At 60.3% G+C, this 17,442-nt stretch carries 17 protein-coding genes; 11 read left to right on the forward strand and 6 right to left on the reverse strand.

The features are described from left to right. Nucleotides 1-76 precede the first annotated feature (76 nt). Nucleotides 77-1,624, forward strand: coding sequence for a SulP family inorganic anion transporter (locus tag ABX75_RS17095; protein WP_034101685.1), 1,548 nt, complete (start codon nt 77-79; stop codon nt 1,622-1,624). Between the two features lie 56 nt (nt 1,625-1,680). On the opposite strand, the gene ABX75_RS17100 is transcribed toward ABX75_RS17095, so the two are convergent. Then, nucleotides 1,681-2,328, reverse strand: a complete 648-nt coding sequence (locus ABX75_RS17100) for a hypothetical protein (protein ID WP_034101686.1) — start codon at nt 2,326-2,328, stop codon at nt 1,681-1,683. Between the two features lie 368 nt (nt 2,329-2,696). On the opposite strand from ABX75_RS17100, the gene coxB reads away from it, so the two are divergent. From coxB to ABX75_RS17120, 4 genes are all read left to right on the forward strand, one after another. Continuing rightward, nucleotides 2,697-3,824 carry a cytochrome c oxidase subunit II gene (coxB, locus tag ABX75_RS17105; RefSeq protein ID WP_047882313.1) on the forward strand — a complete coding sequence of 376 codons (1,128 nt, stop codon included), beginning with the start codon at nt 2,697-2,699 and terminating at the stop codon, nt 3,822-3,824. Between the two features lie 58 nt (nt 3,825-3,882). After that, entirely contained in the window at nt 3,883-5,472 is a 1,590-nt protein-coding gene (gene ctaD / locus ABX75_RS17110) for a cytochrome c oxidase subunit I (RefSeq protein WP_034101690.1), read from the forward strand. A gap of 90 nt (nt 5,473-5,562) precedes the next feature. Further along, nucleotides 5,563-6,114 (forward strand): cytochrome c oxidase assembly protein, encoded by a 552-nt coding sequence (locus ABX75_RS17115; protein WP_047882314.1) that lies wholly within the window; start codon nt 5,563-5,565, stop codon nt 6,112-6,114. Nucleotides 6,115-6,149: 35 nt separating this feature from the next. After that, nucleotides 6,150-7,037 (forward strand): cytochrome c oxidase subunit 3, encoded by an 888-nt coding sequence (locus ABX75_RS17120; protein WP_034101692.1) that lies wholly within the window; start codon nt 6,150-6,152, stop codon nt 7,035-7,037. A 6-nt stretch (nt 7,038-7,043) separates the two neighbouring features. On the opposite strand, the gene ABX75_RS17125 is transcribed toward ABX75_RS17120, so the two are convergent. Then, nucleotides 7,044-7,247, reverse strand: a complete 204-nt coding sequence (locus ABX75_RS17125) for a twin transmembrane helix small protein (RefSeq protein ID WP_047882315.1) — start codon at nt 7,245-7,247, stop codon at nt 7,044-7,046. A 33-nt stretch (nt 7,248-7,280) separates the two neighbouring features. Here ABX75_RS17125 and ABX75_RS17130 point away from each other — a divergent pair, with 33 nt between their 5' ends. From ABX75_RS17130 to ABX75_RS17150, 5 genes are read left to right on the forward strand one after another with little or no spacing between them, the layout of a single operon-like run. Continuing rightward, on the forward strand, nt 7,281-8,048 hold the full coding sequence (locus ABX75_RS17130; protein WP_047882316.1) for an SURF1 family protein: 768 nt from the start codon (nt 7,281-7,283) through the stop codon (nt 8,046-8,048). Next, nucleotides 8,014-8,598 (forward strand): hypothetical protein, encoded by a 585-nt coding sequence (locus ABX75_RS17135; RefSeq protein ID WP_034101695.1) that lies wholly within the window; start codon nt 8,014-8,016, stop codon nt 8,596-8,598. The genes ABX75_RS17130 and ABX75_RS17135 overlap by 35 nt, the downstream gene beginning before the upstream one ends. 10 nt (nt 8,599-8,608) lie before the next feature. After that, nucleotides 8,609-9,688: a heme A synthase gene (locus tag ABX75_RS17140; protein ID WP_034101696.1), complete on the forward strand. Its 1,080-nt coding sequence runs from the start codon at nt 8,609-8,611 to the stop codon at nt 9,686-9,688. After that, the gene (gene cyoE / locus ABX75_RS17145) at nt 9,676-10,575 is read left to right on the forward strand and encodes a heme o synthase (protein ID WP_047882317.1); all 900 of its coding nucleotides are present in this window, start codon (nt 9,676-9,678) and stop codon (nt 10,573-10,575) included. The genes ABX75_RS17140 and cyoE overlap by 13 nt, the downstream gene beginning before the upstream one ends. Then, the gene (locus tag ABX75_RS17150; protein WP_034101699.1) at nt 10,572-11,207 is read left to right on the forward strand and encodes an SCO family protein; all 636 of its coding nucleotides are present in this window, start codon (nt 10,572-10,574) and stop codon (nt 11,205-11,207) included. The genes cyoE and ABX75_RS17150 overlap by 4 nt, the downstream gene beginning before the upstream one ends. 480 nt (nt 11,208-11,687) lie before the next feature. Here ABX75_RS17150 and ABX75_RS17155 read toward each other — a convergent pair whose 3' ends face one another. The 3 genes from ABX75_RS17155 to ABX75_RS17165 are packed head-to-tail and all read right to left on the reverse strand — an operon-like array spanning nt 11,688 to nt 14,194. Beyond that, nucleotides 11,688-12,461, reverse strand: a complete 774-nt coding sequence (locus ABX75_RS17155; protein ID WP_047882318.1) for a MetQ/NlpA family ABC transporter substrate-binding protein — start codon at nt 12,459-12,461, stop codon at nt 11,688-11,690. 51 nt (nt 12,462-12,512) lie between these two features. Next, a complete protein-coding gene (locus ABX75_RS17160; RefSeq protein ID WP_034101701.1) occupies nt 12,513-13,187 on the reverse strand; it encodes a methionine ABC transporter permease in 675 nt (224 codons plus the stop codon). Next, nucleotides 13,187-14,194, reverse strand: coding sequence for a methionine ABC transporter ATP-binding protein (locus tag ABX75_RS17165; protein ID WP_034136349.1), 1,008 nt, complete (start codon nt 14,192-14,194; stop codon nt 13,187-13,189). The genes ABX75_RS17160 and ABX75_RS17165 overlap by 1 nt, the downstream gene beginning before the upstream one ends. 264 nt (nt 14,195-14,458) lie before the next feature. On the opposite strand from ABX75_RS17165, the gene katE reads away from it, so the two are divergent. Continuing rightward, the gene (katE, locus tag ABX75_RS17170) at nt 14,459-16,600 is read left to right on the forward strand and encodes a catalase HPII (protein WP_034111138.1); all 2,142 of its coding nucleotides are present in this window, start codon (nt 14,459-14,461) and stop codon (nt 16,598-16,600) included. A 106-nt stretch (nt 16,601-16,706) separates the two neighbouring features. Here katE and ABX75_RS17175 read toward each other — a convergent pair whose 3' ends face one another. Then, a complete protein-coding gene (locus tag ABX75_RS17175) occupies nt 16,707-17,426 on the reverse strand; it encodes a PA5502 family lipoprotein (protein WP_034111139.1) in 720 nt (239 codons plus the stop codon). Nucleotides 17,427-17,442 lie beyond the last annotated feature (16 nt).

Below are 17,442 nucleotides of genomic sequence, written 5' to 3' on the forward strand. Positions count from 1 at the left end.
CTGCCGGGTAAAGCGGTGGCTGCCATGGACGCAGCCAGGCTTTACCGCGCCCGGCGAATGCCTCGGGAGAGCCATCATGCGTGCTGCTCAATTGAAAGCTGTACTGCCACGGGAGCTGCTCGCTTCGGTGGTTGTGTTTCTGGTCGCCCTGCCCCTGTGCATGGGCATCGCCATTGCGTCCGGCATGCCGCCGGCCAAAGGCCTGATCACCGGCATCATCGGTGGCCTGGTGGTGGGCTGGCTGGCGGGGTCGCCGTTGCAAGTCAGCGGTCCGGCGGCGGGTTTGGCAGTGCTGGTGTTCGAGTTGGTGCGCCAGCACGGCATGCTGATGCTCGGGCCTATCCTGCTGCTGGCGGGTTTCCTGCAACTGGTGGCCGGACGATTGCGCCTGGGCTGCTGGTTTCGTGTGACCGCACCGGCGGTGGTCTACGGCATGCTGGCGGGGATTGGCGTGCTGATTGTGCTGTCGCAGGTCCATGTGATGCTCGACGCCGCGCCCAAGCCTTCAGGGCTGGATAACCTGGCGGGCTTCCCGGCCGCGCTGGCCGAGGCGATCCCCACCCTTGGCGGTGGCCTCGGCTGGCAAGCGGGACTGCTTGGTTTGTCCACCATGCTGGTGATGTACCTGTGGGACAAACTGCGCCCGCAGTCACTACGATTCGTGCCGGGAGCCTTGCTCGGTGTTGGCCTGGCGACGGTCACCAGCCTGGTGCTGGCGCTGCAGGTCAAGCGGGTGGAGGTGCCGGAGAACCTCGCCGATGCCATCGACTGGCTGCGCCCCAGCGACCTGCTCAACCTGGCTGACCCCCAACTGCTGATCGCCGCGTTCGCCGTTGCTTTCATTGCCAGCGCCGAAACCCTGCTCTCCGCGGCGGCTGTGGATCGCATGCACAGTGGTCAACGTTCCGATTTTGATAAGGAATTATCTGCCCAAGGTGTAGGCAACATGCTGTGTGGTCTGGTGGGCGCCCTGCCGATGACCGGTGTGATTGTGCGCAGTTCGGCCAACGTCCAAGCAGGCGCTACCACGCGGCTGTCAGCGATGTTCCACGGCGTGTGGCTGTTGGGTTTTGTGCTGCTGCTGTCGAGTGTGCTGCAAAGCATTCCGGTCGCAAGCCTGGCGGGTGTGCTGGTGTACACCGGGATCAAGCTGGTGGACGTCAAGGCGTTCAAGGCGCTGGGACGCTACGGACGGATGCCGATGTTCACCTATGCCGCCACAGCGCTGGCAATCATCTTCACTGACTTGCTGACGGGTGTGCTGGTGGGCTTCGGGCTGACCCTGGTCAAGCTGGCGTTCAAAGCGTCGCGCTTGAAAGTCAGCCTGATCGATCTGCCTCAGGACGGCGAGATGGAACTGCGGTTGATTGGCGCGGCGACATTTCTCAAAGTCCCGGCGCTGACTCAAGTGCTGTCGACCGTGCCTACCGGCACCACGGTGCATGTGCCGCTTAACAACCTGAGCTACATCGACCATTCCTGCCTGGAGTTGCTGGAAGAATGGGGCCGGGCAAATGCGGCCAAAGGGTCGAAGTTGGTGATTGAGGCGCGGGGGTTGAAGCGCAGGCTCGAAGGCCGAATCAGGACGACGACGGGGATCGGTTCGGCACCCTCTATCGGCTGACGGAGCCGGATCAAATGCGGGAGAGGGTTACCACCCTCCCGCATTAGATTGAAAGTTCAAGCCGGCTGATCCAGCTCCAGCTCAACACCCAACTGGCGCGACAGGCACGGCCAGCGCTTCCACGCGGCTTCCGTTTCCGGGCTTTTGAGCTGCTCGCGATAGGTCTCCACAGACTCCAGCGCAAAGCTGTCCTCGTTGAGCATTTCATCCACGGCGTGGTGTACGGCTTCATCCAGCTGGTTGGCGAATGCCTCGCCGATCAACTGATGGGCGATCACGTTGGCGACGGTGATATCCACCGGAATCAATGGCTGGCCAAAGTGCTTGATATACAAGTCGTTGACCTCTTCAACCAGACGATGGGCCAGGTACGCTTCATCCAGCAGACCGTCGAGCCCTTCGTGGCCTTGCAGCAAAGCGGGCGGTTGCAGGAAAAAATGCTCGGCGATCTTCAGGACGGGTTTGATCTGACTTTCGATACCGGCCTCGCGCGCCACCTCGTTGGCCGCATCCAGCAGGTCCGGCACGAGGTCGATGTAGGCAGTGACAAAGCGGGTCATGATGGCGACGTGATCACCGTCAGCCAGGGAAATGGCCGAATGCAGGTGCGGCAATTGTTTTTCCAGCTGGCAACCCAGCTGGCCCGTTTCGGTCTCGTGTTGATGGGCACGGGAAATCTGCTCGCGCAATGCGGCGGTGTTCATGAACGCTCCAGTAGTGCAGGCATAAGAAGAAAGAGCATAAGGTAGCTCGTTTATACGAGAGCCTCAGATGCATTTGTCATAATTATTTCACGGTTATACGCAGGCGTTATATCGGATAGCCATCGTTCGTCGGAAAAACGATTCCGCCCCCCGCTTCCATTGGGTTTCCACCCAGCCTTTTCGGCTCATTTGCCCCTACACATTGCGGGGTTGCAGACCCTGTCTATACTCGGATTTGTACGCGATTAGCTGATGACGCCAGACTGCATAAGCAGGCAAGGCTAAGCGGTTGTAAGCAGTATGGAAGCCGCTCCCTTCGACGCAGGTGCAAACCGGCGGGATAACAAGAACGATAAGGGGAACCCGCAATGATGCGACATCCACACGTTTGGATGGGCCTCCTGTTGTGGTCGGTATTCGGCCAGGCGCACGCCGCCTGGACAACGAATATGGCGCCAGGGGCGACAGAAGTCAGTCACGCTGTGTTCGACCTGCATATGACCATTTTCTGGATCTGTGTGGTGATCGGCATCGTCGTGTTCGGCGCCATGTTCTGGTCGATGATGGTCCACCGCCGCTCCACCGGGCAGGTCGCCGCCAAGTTCCACGAGAGCACCACCGTGGAAATCCTCTGGACCGTGGTCCCTCTGCTGATCCTGATCGCGATGGCCATCCCGGCCACCAAGACCCTGATCAATATCTACGACAGCAGTGAATCGGATATCGATATCCAAGTCACCGGCTATCAGTGGAAGTGGCACTACAAATACCTGGGCCAGGATGTGGAGTTCTTCAGCAACCTGGCCACACCCGCCGAACAGATCCGTAACCAGGCCACCAAGGGCGAGCATTATCTGCTGGAAGTCGACCAGCCGCTGGTGCTGCCGGTGGGCGCCAAGGTGCGCTTTCTGGTGACGGCCGCCGACGTGATCCACTCTTGGTGGGTGCCGGCCTTCGCGGTCAAGCGCGATGCCATTCCGGGGTTCGTCAACGAAGCCTGGACCCGTGTCGAGAAGCCCGGCCTCTACCGTGGCCAATGCGCCGAGCTGTGCGGCAAGGACCACGGCTTCATGCCCATCGTGGTGGAGGTCAAGTCCAAGGCCGACTACGACACCTGGCTGGGCGAGCGCAAGGCCGAAGCCGCCAAGCTTAAGGAGCTGACATCCAAAGAGTGGACCTTCGACGAGCTGGTGGCTCGTGGCGACAAGGTCTATCACACCACCTGTGTGGCCTGCCACCAGGCCGAGGGCCAGGGCCTGCCGCCGATGTTCCCGGCGCTCAAGGGCTCGAAGATCGCCACGGGGCCTGCGGCCGATCACCTGAGCATCGTGTATCACGGTAAGCCGGGAACCGCGATGGCCGCGTTCGGCAAGCAGCTCTCGGAAGTTGATATCGCCGCCGTAGTGACTTACGAGCGCAACGCCTGGGGCAACAACAAAGGCGACATGGTCACGCCTAAAGACGTGTTGGCCATCAAGCAGGCGGAAAGCAAATGACTCCTTTCATTGCAAATGCCCTGAACCGCCCCGCCCCTTCGTTTGCAGGAGAACGGCCATGAGCGCTGTGATCGATGACCATGGCCACGCCAGTGACCATGCCCACGGCCCCGCCAAAGGTTTGATGCGCTGGGTGCTGACCACCAACCATAAAGACATCGGCACGATGTACCTGTGGTTTGCCTTCACCATGTTCTTGTTGGGCGGCTCCTTCGCCATGGTGATTCGCGCCGAGTTGTTCCAACCGGGTTTGCAAATTGTGGAACCCGCATTCTTCAACCAGATGACCACCATGCACGGCCTGATCATGGTGTTCGGCGCGGTGATGCCGGCATTTGTCGGCCTGGCCAACTGGATGATTCCGCTAATGATCGGCGCCCCCGACATGGCCCTGCCGCGCATGAATAACTTCAGTTTCTGGCTGTTGCCGGCGGCGTTCCTGTTGTTGGTGTCGACCTTGTTCACGCCAGGCGGTGGGCCGAATTTCGGCTGGACCTTCTACGCGCCGCTCTCCACGACCTATGCGCCGGAAAGCGTGACGTTCTTCATCTTCGCCATTCACCTGATGGGCATCAGTTCGATCATGGGTGCGATCAACGTGGTCGCTACCATCCTCAACCTGCGTGCGCCCGGCATGACATTGATGAAGATGCCGCTGTTCGTGTGGACCTGGTTGATCACCGCGTTCCTGCTGATCGCGGTCATGCCGGTGCTGGCCGGCTGCGTGACCATGATGCTGATGGATATCCACTTCGGTACCAGCTTCTTCAGTGCCGCCGGTGGCGGTGATCCGGTGCTGTTCCAGCATGTGTTTTGGTTCTTCGGCCACCCTGAGGTGTACATCATGATCCTGCCGGCCTTCGGCGCCGTCAGCTCGATCATCCCGACCTTCTCGCGCAAGCCATTGTTCGGTTACACCTCGATGGTCTACGCCACGGCGAGCATCGCGTTTCTGTCGTTTATCGTGTGGGCGCACCACATGTTCGTGGTGGGCATTCCGCTGGTGGGCGAGTTGTTCTTTATGTACGCCACGTTGCTGATCGCCGTGCCCACGGGGGTGAAGGTGTTCAACTGGGTCAGCACCATGTGGCAAGGCTCGCTGACCTTCGAGACGCCGATGCTGTTTGCCGTGGCCTTTGTGATTCTGTTCACCATCGGCGGCTTCTCCGGCCTGATGCTGGCGATTGCGCCGGCGGACTTCCAGTACCACGACACCTACTTCGTGGTGGCCCACTTCCATTACGTACTGGTGCCCGGCGCGATCTTCGGCATCTTCGCCTCGGCGTACTACTGGCTGCCGAAATGGACCGGCCATATGTACGACGAAACCCTGGGCAAGCTGCACTTCTGGCTGTCTTTCGTGGGCATGAACATGGCGTTCTTCCCGATGCACTTCGTGGGCCTGGCGGGCATGCCGCGGCGGGTGCCGGACTACAACCTGCAGTTCGCCGACTTCAACATGGTCTCGTCGATCGGCGCGTTTATGTTCGGCGCCACGCAAATCTTCTTCCTGTTTATCGTGATCAAGTGCATCCGTGGCGGCCCACCGGCACCGGCCAAACCGTGGGATGGCGCCGAAGGGTTGGAATGGAGCATTCCATCGCCGGCGCCGTACCACACCTTCACCACGCCGCCGGAGGTCAAATGAAGACGCTAATCCCCTGTGGGAGGGGGCTTGCCCCCGATGATGGTATGCCAGCCGACATCACCCTGGTTTGCGACGCAGCAGGTGGACGTCATGGCTGACCCCGTGCCCCTCAAGCGCCTGGTCACGCGGCTGTTGATCCTGGTGGTGGCGATGTTCGCCTTCGGGTTCGCCCTGGTGCCCATCTACGACGTGATGTGCAAGGCATTTGGCATCAACGGCAAGACCGCTGGGCAGTACGAGGGCTCGCAGGTAGTGGACCCGTCGCGCCAGGTGCGCGTGCAGTTTCTGGCCACCAATGCCATCGACATGGTCTGGGAGTTTCGCTCCAAGGCCGATGAACTGGTGGTTAACCCTGGGGCGGTCAACGAGATGCTGTTCGTGGCCTACAACCCCAGCAATAAACCAATGACTGCCCAGGCGATTCCGAGCATTTCCCCGGCCGAAGCGGCGGTGTATTTCCACAAAACCGAGTGTTTTTGCTTCACCCAGCAAGTGCTGCAGCCTGGCGAGCGCATCGAAATGCCCGTGCGTTTCATTGTCGATCGCGACATGCCCAAGGATGTAAAGCATTTGACCCTGGCGTACACGCTGTTCGATATCACTGCGCGCCAACCGCCCGTGGCTGCCCATAGCGGCGGCTAGCTACTGTTTGCCCGCTCAATCAGGAGAGCGAATACATGTCGACTCATGATACGTACTACGTACCAGCGCAAAGCAAATGGCCAATAATTGCCACGTTCGGCCTGTTGATCACCGTGTACGGCCTGGGCCTGTGGTTTAACGACCTCAAGGCCGCGCGCCCGGAATCCCACGGGCCGTGGATCTTTTTCGTCGGTGGCCTGCTGTTGGCCTACATGCTGTTCGGCTGGTTCGGCGCGGTGATCAAGGAAAGTCGCGCCGGTTTGTACAGTTCGCAGATGGACCGCTCGTTCCGCTGGGGCATGAGTTGGTTCATCTTTTCCGAAGTGATGTTCTTTATCGCGTTCTTCGGTGCGCTGTTTTATGTGCGGCATGTGTCCGGTCCGGCGTTGGCGGGCGAAGGTCCTAAGGGCATTGCACACATGCTGTGGCCGAACTTCGAGTTTGCCTGGCCGTTGCTCAACAACCCGGACCCGAAACTCTATCCAGCGCCGGAGGGCACCATCAGCCCGTGGGGCTTACCGTTGGTCAATACGATTTTGCTGGTCAGTTCCAGCGTGACCATCACCATTGCCCACCATGCCCTGCGTAAAGGCCATCGCGGTGCTCTGAAACTCTGGCTGGCGATCACCGTGCTGCTGGGCTTGGCGTTCCTGGGGTTCCAGGCTGAGGAATATATCCACGCCTATAAAGAGCTGGGTCTGACTTTGGGCTCGGGCGTGTATGGCGCGACCTTCTTTATGCTCACCGGTTTTCACGGCGCCCACGTGACCATCGGCACGATCATTCTGTTTGTGATGCTGATGCGCATCCTGCGCGGGCATTTCAATGCCGAGCACCAGTTCGGCTTCGAAGCGGCCAGTTGGTATTGGCACTTTGTGGATGTTGTATGGATCGGCCTGTTTTTCTTCGTTTACGTGCTGTAGGGCGTTTCACCACGGCGCGTGCGACACCAGCTGGCCGCTGAAAAAGCCCCAGGTAATCAAGCCGAGGGTGATCACGGCCAGGACCACGCGCACGGTCAGGGCAGTGACGAGGCGGTTGGAGTGGCCCTCGTCCTTGACCAGAAAGAACAAGCCACTGAACAGGCTCACGATGGTCGCGATCAGCATCAGGGCAATGGCTGCTTTGAGCATGGTGCGGCTCCTGGGCTTTCGAGGGGAGGGGCGATGAAATCCAGTATAGCCAGTGCCTGGCAGCGCTTTCGTCCCGGTATTGCGCCGACGGTGGTAGTGCTTGTGCTGCTGCCGCTGATGGTGGGGCTGGGATGCTGGCAGCTGTCTCGCGGCCAGGAAAAGCAGGTGCTGGTGGACAGCTATGCCGAGCGCCGTGCGGCCGAACCGATCCATGGTGACCAGCTCGCGGCGCTCGCAGACCCTGCGTTTCGTCGGGTTCACCTGCGCGGGCAGTTCGATGCCGAGCACAGCGTACTGCTCGACAACCGCATGCGCGATGGCAAGGCCGGTGTCGAGCTGCTGCAACCCTTCCATGACCAGGCCAGCGGTCTGTGGCTGTTGCTCAATCGCGGCTGGCTGCCCTGGCCGGACCGGCGCACCCCGCCGGCCTTCACCACCCCTGAACAACCGGTGAATCTCGACGCCTGGGTGTACGTGGCGCCGGGCGAAACCTTCCAATTGCAGGCCGACTCGGTGGCGTCCAATTGGCCGCGCTTGCTCACCGCGCTGCACCCCTCCGCGTTGTGGGCCGAGCTGGGTCGCAGCGGGTATGCCTACGAGTTGCGCGCCGAACCCGGCCCGGGCACGTACGAAACCCGCTGGCCGGTCGTGGCCATGGGCCCGGAAAAACACCTGGCGTATGCCGTGCAGTGGTTCGCCATGGTCTTGGCGTTGCTGGCGCTTTATCTCTATCTCGGATGGCACCACACAAAAAAGGAGAAGCCCCATGAGAGCGGCCATGAATCCACCCAACATGTCTGAGCTGCCCGACCGTCGCAAAGGCCGCTGGCAGTTGATCCTGATTCTGCTGATGGTCATCGGCCCGATGGTGTTGGCCACACTCATGTACAAGCTGCAGTTCTGGGTGCCTGACAGTCGCAGCTATCACGGCGAGCTGATTGGTGATGGTCAGACCCGCGCCGACATCGGCGTGCAGGCCGACGAGCAGCGCTGGCAACTGCTGGTTACGGCACCCACGGCCTGCGCCGCCGACTGCCAGCAACTGGTGTACCTGGCGCGGCAACTGCAGATTGGCCTGGGCCGCGATGCTTCGCGCGCCAGTCATGCCCTGGCCAGCGCGCAACCTTTGAGCACTGACTATGACGCCAAGCTCAAGGCCGAATACCCCCAGTTGCAACGCTACGCGCTGGACCTGTCGACCTTCGGCAAAAACGCCGCTGCGCCGGGGGACGCGCAGCTTTGGATCGTCGATCCCCACGGCAACCTGGTGCTGCGCTATGACGCCACGGTCAAGGGCAAGGATCTGCTCAACGACCTGCGTCATCTGTTGAAACTGTCCAACATCGGATAAGGGCATCGTCATGGCCAAACCTGGATTTCGCCTCGCGTTGTTTGCCACCCTGCTGGCGCTGATCGTCGTGCTGCTGGGTGCCTATACCCGCCTGACCCACGCCGGTCTCGGCTGCCCGGATTGGCCCGGTTGCTACGGTTTTATTGGGGTGCCCAACAGTGAAGCCCAACTGGCCCATGCCGAATTGCATTTTCCCGACACGCCGGTGGAGGCCGACAAAGGCTGGAGCGAGATGATCCATCGCTACTTCGCCGGCACCTTGGGGCTGCTGATCGGCGTGTTGGCGGCGCGGTGCTGGAGCCATCGGCGCGATCCCGGACAGCCGGTGAAGTTGCCGCTGTTTCTGCTCGCCGTGGTATTCGCCCAGGCGGCGTTTGGTATGTGGACGGTGACATTGAAGCTGTGGCCGCAAGTGGTCACAGGGCACTTGCTGGGCGGCTTTGCCACCCTGAGCCTGCTGTTTTTGCTGACCCTGCGTTTGTCGGGAGTGTTACCGGCGTTGATCGTGCCGAAGCGCCTGCAGTATTGGGCCACGGCCGGGCTGGTGCTGGTGATCGGCCAGATCGCGCTGGGCGGCTGGGTAAGTTCCAACTATGCGGCCGTGGCCTGTATCGACCTGCCCACCTGCCACGGTCAATGGTGGCCGGCGGCGGACTTTGCCAACGGTTTTCACCTGACCCAACATATCGGCCCGAACTACCTGGGCGGGCAGCTCGACAGCGAGGCGCGTACGGCGATTCACCTGACCCACCGCTTGGGCGCGGTCATCGTCACCTTGGCCCTGCTCGGTTTGGCCTGGCAACTGCGCGCGGTGGGCATGACGCGACTGGCGGGCCTGTTGCTGATTGCCTTGGCCGCGCAAATCGGCCTGGGCTTGAGCAATGTGTATTTCCATCTGCCGCTGCCGGTGGCCGTGGCCCATAACGCCGGTGGCGCCGGGTTGTTGCTGACGCTGGTGCTGGTCAATTACCACGCGCGTACCAGCCTGGTACGGGTGCGCAGTCAGCGGCCGTTCGGCTGGCGCTTTATCCCGCGCAAACAGATATCGGGCCTGACCACCCTTAAAGGAGAAATGCCATGGCGACCTTGACCGGCGCGCGGCACGACCAGGCGCTCTGGCGCGACTATCTGGAGCTGACCAAGCCGAAAGTGGTGGTGCTGATGTTGATCACTTCCCTGGTCGGTATGTTTCTCGCGACCCGCGCTGGCGTGCCGTGGACGGTGCTGATTTTCGGCAATCTGGGGATCGCTCTGTGTGCAGGCGGCGCGGCGGCGATCAACCACGTGGTGGACCGGCGGATCGACGCTGTGATGGCTCGCACCCATAAGCGCCCGTTGGCCCAGGGGCGCGTGCAGCCTGTGGCCGCCCTGGCCTTTGCGTTGGTGTTGTCAGTGGCTGGGCTGACGCTGCTGCTGGCGTTCACCAATCCGCTGGCGGCATGGCTGACCTTGGCATCGTTGTTGGGGTATGCGGTGATCTATACCGGGTTTCTCAAGCGCGCTACGCCGCAGAATATCGTTATCGGCGGTTTGGCCGGAGCGGCGCCACCGCTACTGGGCTGGGTTGCCGTCACTGGGCATGTCAGCGCCGAACCGCTGCTGCTGGTGCTGGTTATCTTCGCCTGGACCCCGCCACACTTCTGGGCTTTGGCCATTCACCGCAAAGAGGAGTACGCCAAGGCCGATATTCCGATGCTGCCGGTAACCCACGGCGAGCATTACACCAAGGTGCATATTCTGCTTTATACCTTCGCCCTACTGGCAGTGAGCCTGATGCCCTACGTGATCCACATGAGCGGCCCGCTCTACCTGGGTTGCGCGCTGGTCTTGGGTGCGCGCTTTCTGCAATGGGCCTGGGTGTTGTACCGTGGCGGTCGGCCGCACGCGGCGATCAACACCTTCAAGTACTCTATCTGGTACCTGTTCCTACTGTTTATCGCGCTGCTCGTAGACCACTACTTACTGTTGAACCTATGACTCGAACTCAAAAAACCGTCTTTATCCTGGTGGCCATCGTCGCGTTGATCATGGGCCTGACCGTTAACAAAGTGCTCAACGGCAAAGGCCAGGGCGACCCCACCGCGCTGATCGACGCCGGCATCATCCTGCTGCCGCAAAGCCGCGCGCTGCCGCCGGTGACCATGACCAATCAGGACGGCCAGCCGGTGGTGATCAATGAATTGAAGGGTAAGTGGAGCCTGCTGTTCTTCGGCTACACCTTCTGCCCGGACATTTGCCCTACCACCCTTGCTCAACTGCGCCAGATCAAGAGCGAACTGCCCAAGGACGTTGTGGATAAGCTTCAGGTGATCCTGGTGAGTGTCGACCCCAACCGCGACACTCCGACCCAGCTCAAGCAGTACCTGGGCTATTTCGATCCGCAATTCCAGGGTTTGACCGGCGCAAATGTGGCTGAGGTGCAAAAGGTCTCGAACGCCGTGAGTATCCCGTTCATCCCGGCCGATACCAGCAAGCCGAACTACACCGTCGATCACAGCGGTAACCTCGCGCTGATCGGCCCGGACGGAACGCAACGTGGTTTTATCCGCGCGCCGTTGAACAACCAGAAGCTGGTGGCGCAATTACCAGGGTTGTTACAGCGTCAGTAGTAGCCGACACAAAAAATGTGGGAGGGGGCTTGCCCCCTCCCACATTTGCTTTGTGTTGCCTGAGGGGTCGGGGCCAGCGTCTGCTGTTGATTGGGATCGAGTTCACGCCGTAATGCTGAATTGAGATGCAAGCCCATCAGGTTGCCGATGTCAGAGGCACTACGGTTGGTCGTCGATTGGCACATTCGAGTCTTGCACAAACCTAATTTGGGAGGGGGCTTTGTGTTGCCTGAGGGATCGAGTTCACGCCGTAATGCTGAATTGAGATGCAAGCCCATCAGGTTGCCGATGTCAGAGGCACTACGGTTGGTCGTCGATTGGCACATTCGAATCTTGCACAAACCTAATGTGGGAGGGGGCTTGCCCCCGATAGCAGGTGCCAGTCGATGTAGATGCCGACTGAAGCACTGCTATCGGGAGCAAGCCCCCTCCCAGATTGTCGATCGCCAGTGGACTGGGGATCAGTTTGTTTCTTCAGGATCAGAAAGCCGGCTTGATCGCACCTTTGTATTTTTCTTCGATGAATTGCTTCACCTCAGGGGTATGCAGCGCGGCGATCAGTTTCTTCACGGCGTCCGCGTCCTTGTTGTCTTCGCGGGTGACTAGGATGTTCACATACGGCGAGTCGCTGCCTTCGATCAACAGGGCGTCCTTGGCAGGGTCCAGCTTGGCTTCCAGGGCGTAGTTGGTGTTGATCAGCGCCAGGTCGACCTGGGTCAATACGCGTGGCAGGGTGGCGGCTTCCAGTTCGCGGAACTTCAGGTTTTTCGGGTTGGCGGTAATGTCTTTGATGGTCGACAGGATGTTGGTTGGGTCCTTCAGGGTGATCAGGCCGTTGTTGGCCAGAAGCAGCAGGGCGCGGCCGCCGTTGGTGGCGTCGTTAGGGATCACGACGTTGGCGCCGCTTGGCAGCTCGTCCATTTTTTTGTACTTGCTGGAGTAAGCACCCAGGGGCTCCAGGTGTACCCCGCCCACGCTTACCAAGTGAGTGCCCTTGGTCTTGTTGAACTCATCGAGGTACGGTTGGTGCTGGAAGAAGTTGGCGTCCAGGCGCTTCTCGGCCACTTGTACGTTGGGCTGCACGTAATCGGTGAACACCTTGACCTCGAGGTCCACGCCTTCTTTAGCCAGGGCCGGCTTCACGAATTCGAGGATTTCCGCGTGGGGCACCGGCGAGGCCGCGACGGTGAGGGTCTCGGCCGCGTGAGCGGAAAACGCGGCAACGGCGGCGAAAGCAACCAGTAGTTTTTTCATCCAGCAAGCTCCTTATTCGGGCATCTGCCGGCAGTTGGCCGGCAATGGCCGTTATTTTCGAGAATAGTGTGTCACCAGCTTGTCGCCGATGGTTTGCAGAATCTGCACCAGCACAATCAACATGATGACGGTGACGACCATGACGTCGTCCTGGAAACGCTGGTATCCATAGCGGATCGCCAGGTCGCCCAACCCGCCGGCACCGACCACGCCGGCCATGGCGGTATAGCCCACCAGTGCAATGGCGGTCACGGTGATTGCGGCAATGATGCCAGGCTTCGCCTCGGGCAAAAGTGCCTTGACGATGATCTGCCGAGTAGTGGCACCCATGGCTTGCGTAGCTTCGATGATGCCGCGATCCACTTCGCGCAGAGCCGTTTCCACCAGCCGCGCGAAGAACGTCGAGGCGCCTACCACCAACGGCGGAATAGCGCCGGCCACTCCCAGGGATGTGCCGGTGATAAAGATCGTTGTAGGAATCATCACAATCAGCAGAATGATAAACGGGAGTGAGCGTATAGCGTTGACGATAAACGCCAGAACGCCGTAGGTGGCTTTCTGCTCCAGCAACTGACGTGGGCTGAACAAGAAGAGCAGGATGCCGAGCGGCAGGCCGACCAGCACGGTGAACAGCAGTGAAGTGCTGAGCATCAGCATGGTGTCACCGGTGGCGACCCAAATGTCGGCCCAATCCACCTTATCGAAGTAATGCAGTAACACGTCCATTAACGCAGGACCTCCATATGCACGTCGGCTGCGGTGAAGCGGGCGAAAGCTGCTTCCATATCACCGCCGGTGATGGCCAGAGTCAGTTGCCCGTAGGGAATGTCTTTGATGCGATCGATACGACCGGCAAGGATGCTGTAGTCCACTCCCGTCTCGCGCGCGACGGTACCCAACAATGGCGCGTAAGTCGCTTCGCCCTGGAATGTCAGGCGCACGATACGGCCAGGCACGTGAGCGAAGTCATCGCGCTGTTCGCTTTCGTCGATTTGGTCGGCTTCCTGCACAAAACGCTTGGTGGTCGGGTGCTTAGGGTGCAGGAACACATCCGCCACCGACCCCTGCTCGACGATCACACCGGCGTCCATCACGGCGACTTGGTCGCATACGCGACGGATCACATCCATTTCATGGGTGATCAGCACGATGGTCAGTTTCAACTCGCGATTGATTTCGGCCAGCAATTGCAGGACCGACGCGGTGGTCTGCGGGTCGAGGGCGCTGGTGGCTTCGTCGCACAGCAGGATCTTCGGCTTGGTTGCCAGGGCGCGGGCGATGCCGACGCGTTGCTTTTGGCCGCCGGAGAGTTGCGCGGGGTACTTCTTGGCGTGGTCGGACAGGCCCACGCGAGCGAGCAGTTCTGCCACCCGTTGGTCGATTGCCTTGCGCGACATTTCGCCGGCCAGGGTCAGTGGCAGCGCCACGTTGTCGGCGACGGTCTTGGAAGCCAGCAGGTTGAAGTGCTGGAAGATCATGCCGACCTGCTGACGGAAACGACGCAGGCCGTTGGCGTCCAGGGCGGTGACTTCTTCGCCATCGACCGTGATCTGACCGCCGCTGGGTTCTTCCAGGCGGTTGATCAAGCGCAACAGCGTGCTTTTACCTGCACCCGAATGGCCGATCAGGCCGAACACCTGGCCGTTCTCGACTCGCAGGCTGGTGGGATGCAGCGCGGGGATATCCCTACCGTCGACACGGTAGGTTTTATGGACGTTTTGAAACTCGATCACGTAGCGAACCTTGTGGGGCGCATGAAAAGGGATCAGCGGTTAGCCGGGCGCGCATTTTAGCCTGTCCGTATAGCGTTTCTTAGCATTTATTTCGTATCCAACCAGCGATTTGGCAATAACGCGATCAAAGGTCATAAAAAAGGAACGGCGCAAAACCCTGTCAGTCCCTACTTAAGCAACTCAATTTCCCAGGTGCCGTGCCTGGGGTTTTGCTCAAACGAGCCGGGGAACGCTCTGGCCACTTTGAATAAGGAGTTTTGACTGATGAGCACCAAGAAGCCAGCTACCCCGTCCAAGAGCGAACTCGCGGGGACCGATACCCTGGACCGCGGCAATACCAACGCCAAGCTGCAGGCCCTGGAAGCCTTTCGCTCCGATGCCACCGGCCAGGCTTTGCGTACCAACCAGGGCGTGAAGATTTCTGACAACCAGAACAGCTTGAAGGTCGGCTCCCGCGGCCCGTCGCTGCTCGAAGACTTCATCATGCGTGAAAAAATCACGCACTTTGACCATGAGCGCATCCCGGAGCGCATCGTGCATGCTCGCGGTACCGGCGCCCATGGCTATTTCCAGACCTACGAAGACCATTCGGCACTGACCAAGGCCGGATTCCTACGGACCCCCGAGCATAAAACCCCGGTATTTGCGCGGTTCTCCACCGTACAGGGCCCGCGTGGTTCCGGTGACACCGTGCGCGATGTGCGCGGCTTTGCCGTGAAGTTTTTCACCGAGGAAGGCAACTTCGACTTGGTGGGCAACAACATGCCAGTGTTTTTCATTCAGGACGCGATCAAGTTTCCTGACTTCGTGCATGCGGTAAAACCTGAGCCCCATAACGAAATTCCGACCGGCGGCTCGGCGCACGACACTTTCTGGGATTTCGTTTCCCTGGTGCCGGAATCGGCCCACATGGTGGTGTGGGCAATGTCCGACCGCGCCATTCCGAAAAGCCTGCGCGCCATGCAGGGTTTTGGCGTGCATACCTTTCGCCTGATCAACACTGAGGGCAAGTCCAGCTTCGTCAAATTCCACTGGCGTCCGAAGGTCGGCACCTGCTCCCTGGTGTGGGACGAAGCGCAGAAGCTTGCCGGTAAAGACACCGACTACCACCGCCGCGACCTGTGGGAATCCATCGAGAGCGGTGACTACCCAGAGTGGGAGCTGGGCGTACAGATCGTCGCCGAAGAGGACGAGCATAAGTTTGACTTCGACCTGCTCGACCCGACCAAGATCATCCCCGAAGAGTTGGTGCCCATCACGCCGCTGGGCAAGATGGTGCTTAACCGCAACCCAGACAACTTCTTTGCCGAAGTCGAGCAGGTGGCGTTCTGCCCGGGTCATATCGTGCCGGGTATCGATTTCACTAACGACCCGCTGCTGCAAGGCCGTCTGTTTTCCTACACGGACACGCAGATCAGCCGCCTGGGTGGTCCGAACTTCCATGAAATCCCGATCAATCGACCAGTCGCGCCGTTCCATAACGGCCAGCGCGACGCGCAGCACCGCAGCGTGATTGATAAGGGACGTGCCTCTTACGAGCCGAACTCCATCGATGGCGGCTGGCCGAAAGAAACCCCGCCGGGCCCGACCGACGGTGGCTTCGAAACCTATTACGAGCGCGTCGACGCCAACAAGGTACGTGAGCGCAGTGAGTCGTTTGGCGATCACTTCTCCCAGGCCACGCTGTTTTTCAACAGCATGAGCCACCATGAGAAAGAGCACATTATTGCCGCTTACAGCTTTGAGCTGGGCAAGGTCGAGCGCGAGCATATTCGTGCGCGCCAAGTGAACGAGATCCTCGCCAATATCGATTTGGAACTGGCCAAGCGTGTGGCGCAGAACCTGGGTCTGCCGGCACCGACCAAGGGCACCGTGCCGCCACGCGAAACCTCGGTGAAAACCTCGCCGGCGTTGAGTCAAGTGAACTTGCTGTCGGGGGATATCAAGACGCGCAAAGTGGCGATTCTGGCCGCCAACGGCGTGGATGGCGCCGCGATTGATGCGTTGAAAAAGGCCTTGGAGGCCGAAGGGGCCCACGCCAAATTGCTGGGGCCGACTTCGGCACCGGTGAAGACGGCCGATGGCAAAACCCTGGCGGTGGATGCGTCGATGGAAGGCATGCCGTCCATTGCGTTCGACGCGGTGTTTATCCCTGGCGGCAAAGACTCTGTGAAAGCCCTGAGCGGCGACGGTGTGGCATTGCACTACGTACTGGAAGCCTACAAGCACCTGAAGGCGATTGCCGTAGGGGCGGACGTGAAGCCGCTGCTGGATCAGCTGAAGCTAGAGGCGGATGCGGGGCTGATCGTCGGCTCGGATGCCAAAGCGTTCAAGGCGTTCTTCGCCGCGATTGCACAGCACCGGGTCTGGGAGCGTGAGCCGAAGGCCAAGGCGATTCCGGCTTAAGGCAGGAGTTGCTAGTTAGATAGCTATCGGGGGCAAGCCCCCTCCCACATTTGAATGTATTCACAGTTCAATGTGTGGGAGGGGGCTTGCCCCCGATGCTTTTACTTCACTGCGCCTTGCGCGGAATCAGCACGATCTGCGCCGGGATCTTCTTCAGAATCTGCCGGTGAATCTTCAGGTCATATCCCGAATCAATGCGCTTCACCCGTTTGGTCAGCAGGCTGGCCAGCCACGGGTAATCTTCTGTGCGCGGCACCTGGATGCTCACGTCGCACTGGTAATTCACCACGTCGGTGGCGATGGCGTCGAGCTGATGGCGCATGTCTTCGATGTTGGTGAGGTTCAGCGCCACGGTGGTGCTCGGTGCTGCCGGGTCGATGACCTTCGCGGCGGGCTTGGCTTCGGCGGCTTTAAGGGCCTCTTCGGCTTGATCCAGCTCGGCTTTACGGGCGTGAGTGATAGCGCTGTTGACGCCGCCGGTCAGCGCCGGTGCTTTTGGCATCAATGCCCGGGCGCGGCTCAAGGCGGTGGCGGCCGCGTTGACGTCGCCTTTTTGCAGCACGATTTGGCTGCGTTGTAGATAGGCTTCGGCCAGTTGGCGCTGGTAGGTTTCCAGCGCCGGATCATTGGGCGTCTGGGCCTGCAGGGTGGCGAGTTGGTCTTCGGCGGTGGCCAACTCACTGCTGGCCAGGTTTTGCTCCAGCTGCGCGATGGCCGCAGCACGCGGGTCCGTGGCCTCCGGGGCAGCGGGCGGTGTGCTTTGACAGGCACCCAGCAGCAGGGAAAATGCGGCAAGGAGCAGATAACGTGCGGTGAACGGCTTCATTCCTGCGACTCTCTAT

Origin of the sequence: Pseudomonas sp. ARP3 (genome assembly GCF_001029595.1) — a bacterium.
Classification (GTDB): Bacteria; Pseudomonadota; Gammaproteobacteria; order Pseudomonadales; family Pseudomonadaceae; genus Aquipseudomonas; species Aquipseudomonas rhodesiae.

Bases quoted from the DNA above. Each gene is read 5' to 3' on its own strand.
- ABX75_RS17135 (WP_034101695.1), top strand. From the start codon at position 8,014: ATGAGAGCGGCCATGAATCCACCCAACATGTCTGAGCTGCCCGACCGT.
- ABX75_RS17155 (WP_047882318.1), bottom strand. From the start codon at position 12,461: ATGAAAAAACTACTGGTTGCTTTCGCCGCCGTTGCCGCGTTTTCCGCT.
- katE (WP_034111138.1), top strand. From the start codon at position 14,459: ATGAGCACCAAGAAGCCAGCTACCCCGTCCAAGAGCGAACTCGCGGGG.
- ABX75_RS17115 (WP_047882314.1), top strand. From the start codon at position 5,563: ATGGCTGACCCCGTGCCCCTCAAGCGCCTGGTCACGCGGCTGTTGATC.
- ABX75_RS17160 (WP_034101701.1), bottom strand. From the start codon at position 13,187: ATGGACGTGTTACTGCATTACTTCGATAAGGTGGATTGGGCCGACATT.
- cyoE (WP_047882317.1), top strand. From the start codon at position 9,676: ATGGCGACCTTGACCGGCGCGCGGCACGACCAGGCGCTCTGGCGCGAC.
- ABX75_RS17150 (WP_034101699.1), top strand. From the start codon at position 10,572: ATGACTCGAACTCAAAAAACCGTCTTTATCCTGGTGGCCATCGTCGCG.
- ABX75_RS17140 (WP_034101696.1), top strand. From the start codon at position 8,609: ATGGCCAAACCTGGATTTCGCCTCGCGTTGTTTGCCACCCTGCTGGCG.
- ABX75_RS17120 (WP_034101692.1), top strand. From the start codon at position 6,150: ATGTCGACTCATGATACGTACTACGTACCAGCGCAAAGCAAATGGCCA.
- ABX75_RS17100 (WP_034101686.1), bottom strand. From the start codon at position 2,328: ATGAACACCGCCGCATTGCGCGAGCAGATTTCCCGTGCCCATCAACAC.
- ABX75_RS17125 (WP_047882315.1), bottom strand. From the start codon at position 7,247: ATGCTCAAAGCAGCCATTGCCCTGATGCTGATCGCGACCATCGTGAGC.
- ABX75_RS17095 (WP_034101685.1), top strand. From the start codon at position 77: ATGCGTGCTGCTCAATTGAAAGCTGTACTGCCACGGGAGCTGCTCGCT.
- ctaD (WP_034101690.1), top strand. From the start codon at position 3,883: ATGAGCGCTGTGATCGATGACCATGGCCACGCCAGTGACCATGCCCAC.
- ABX75_RS17130 (WP_047882316.1), top strand. From the start codon at position 7,281: ATGAAATCCAGTATAGCCAGTGCCTGGCAGCGCTTTCGTCCCGGTATT.
- coxB (WP_047882313.1), top strand. From the start codon at position 2,697: ATGATGCGACATCCACACGTTTGGATGGGCCTCCTGTTGTGGTCGGTA.
- ABX75_RS17175 (WP_034111139.1), bottom strand. From the start codon at position 17,426: ATGAAGCCGTTCACCGCACGTTATCTGCTCCTTGCCGCATTTTCCCTG.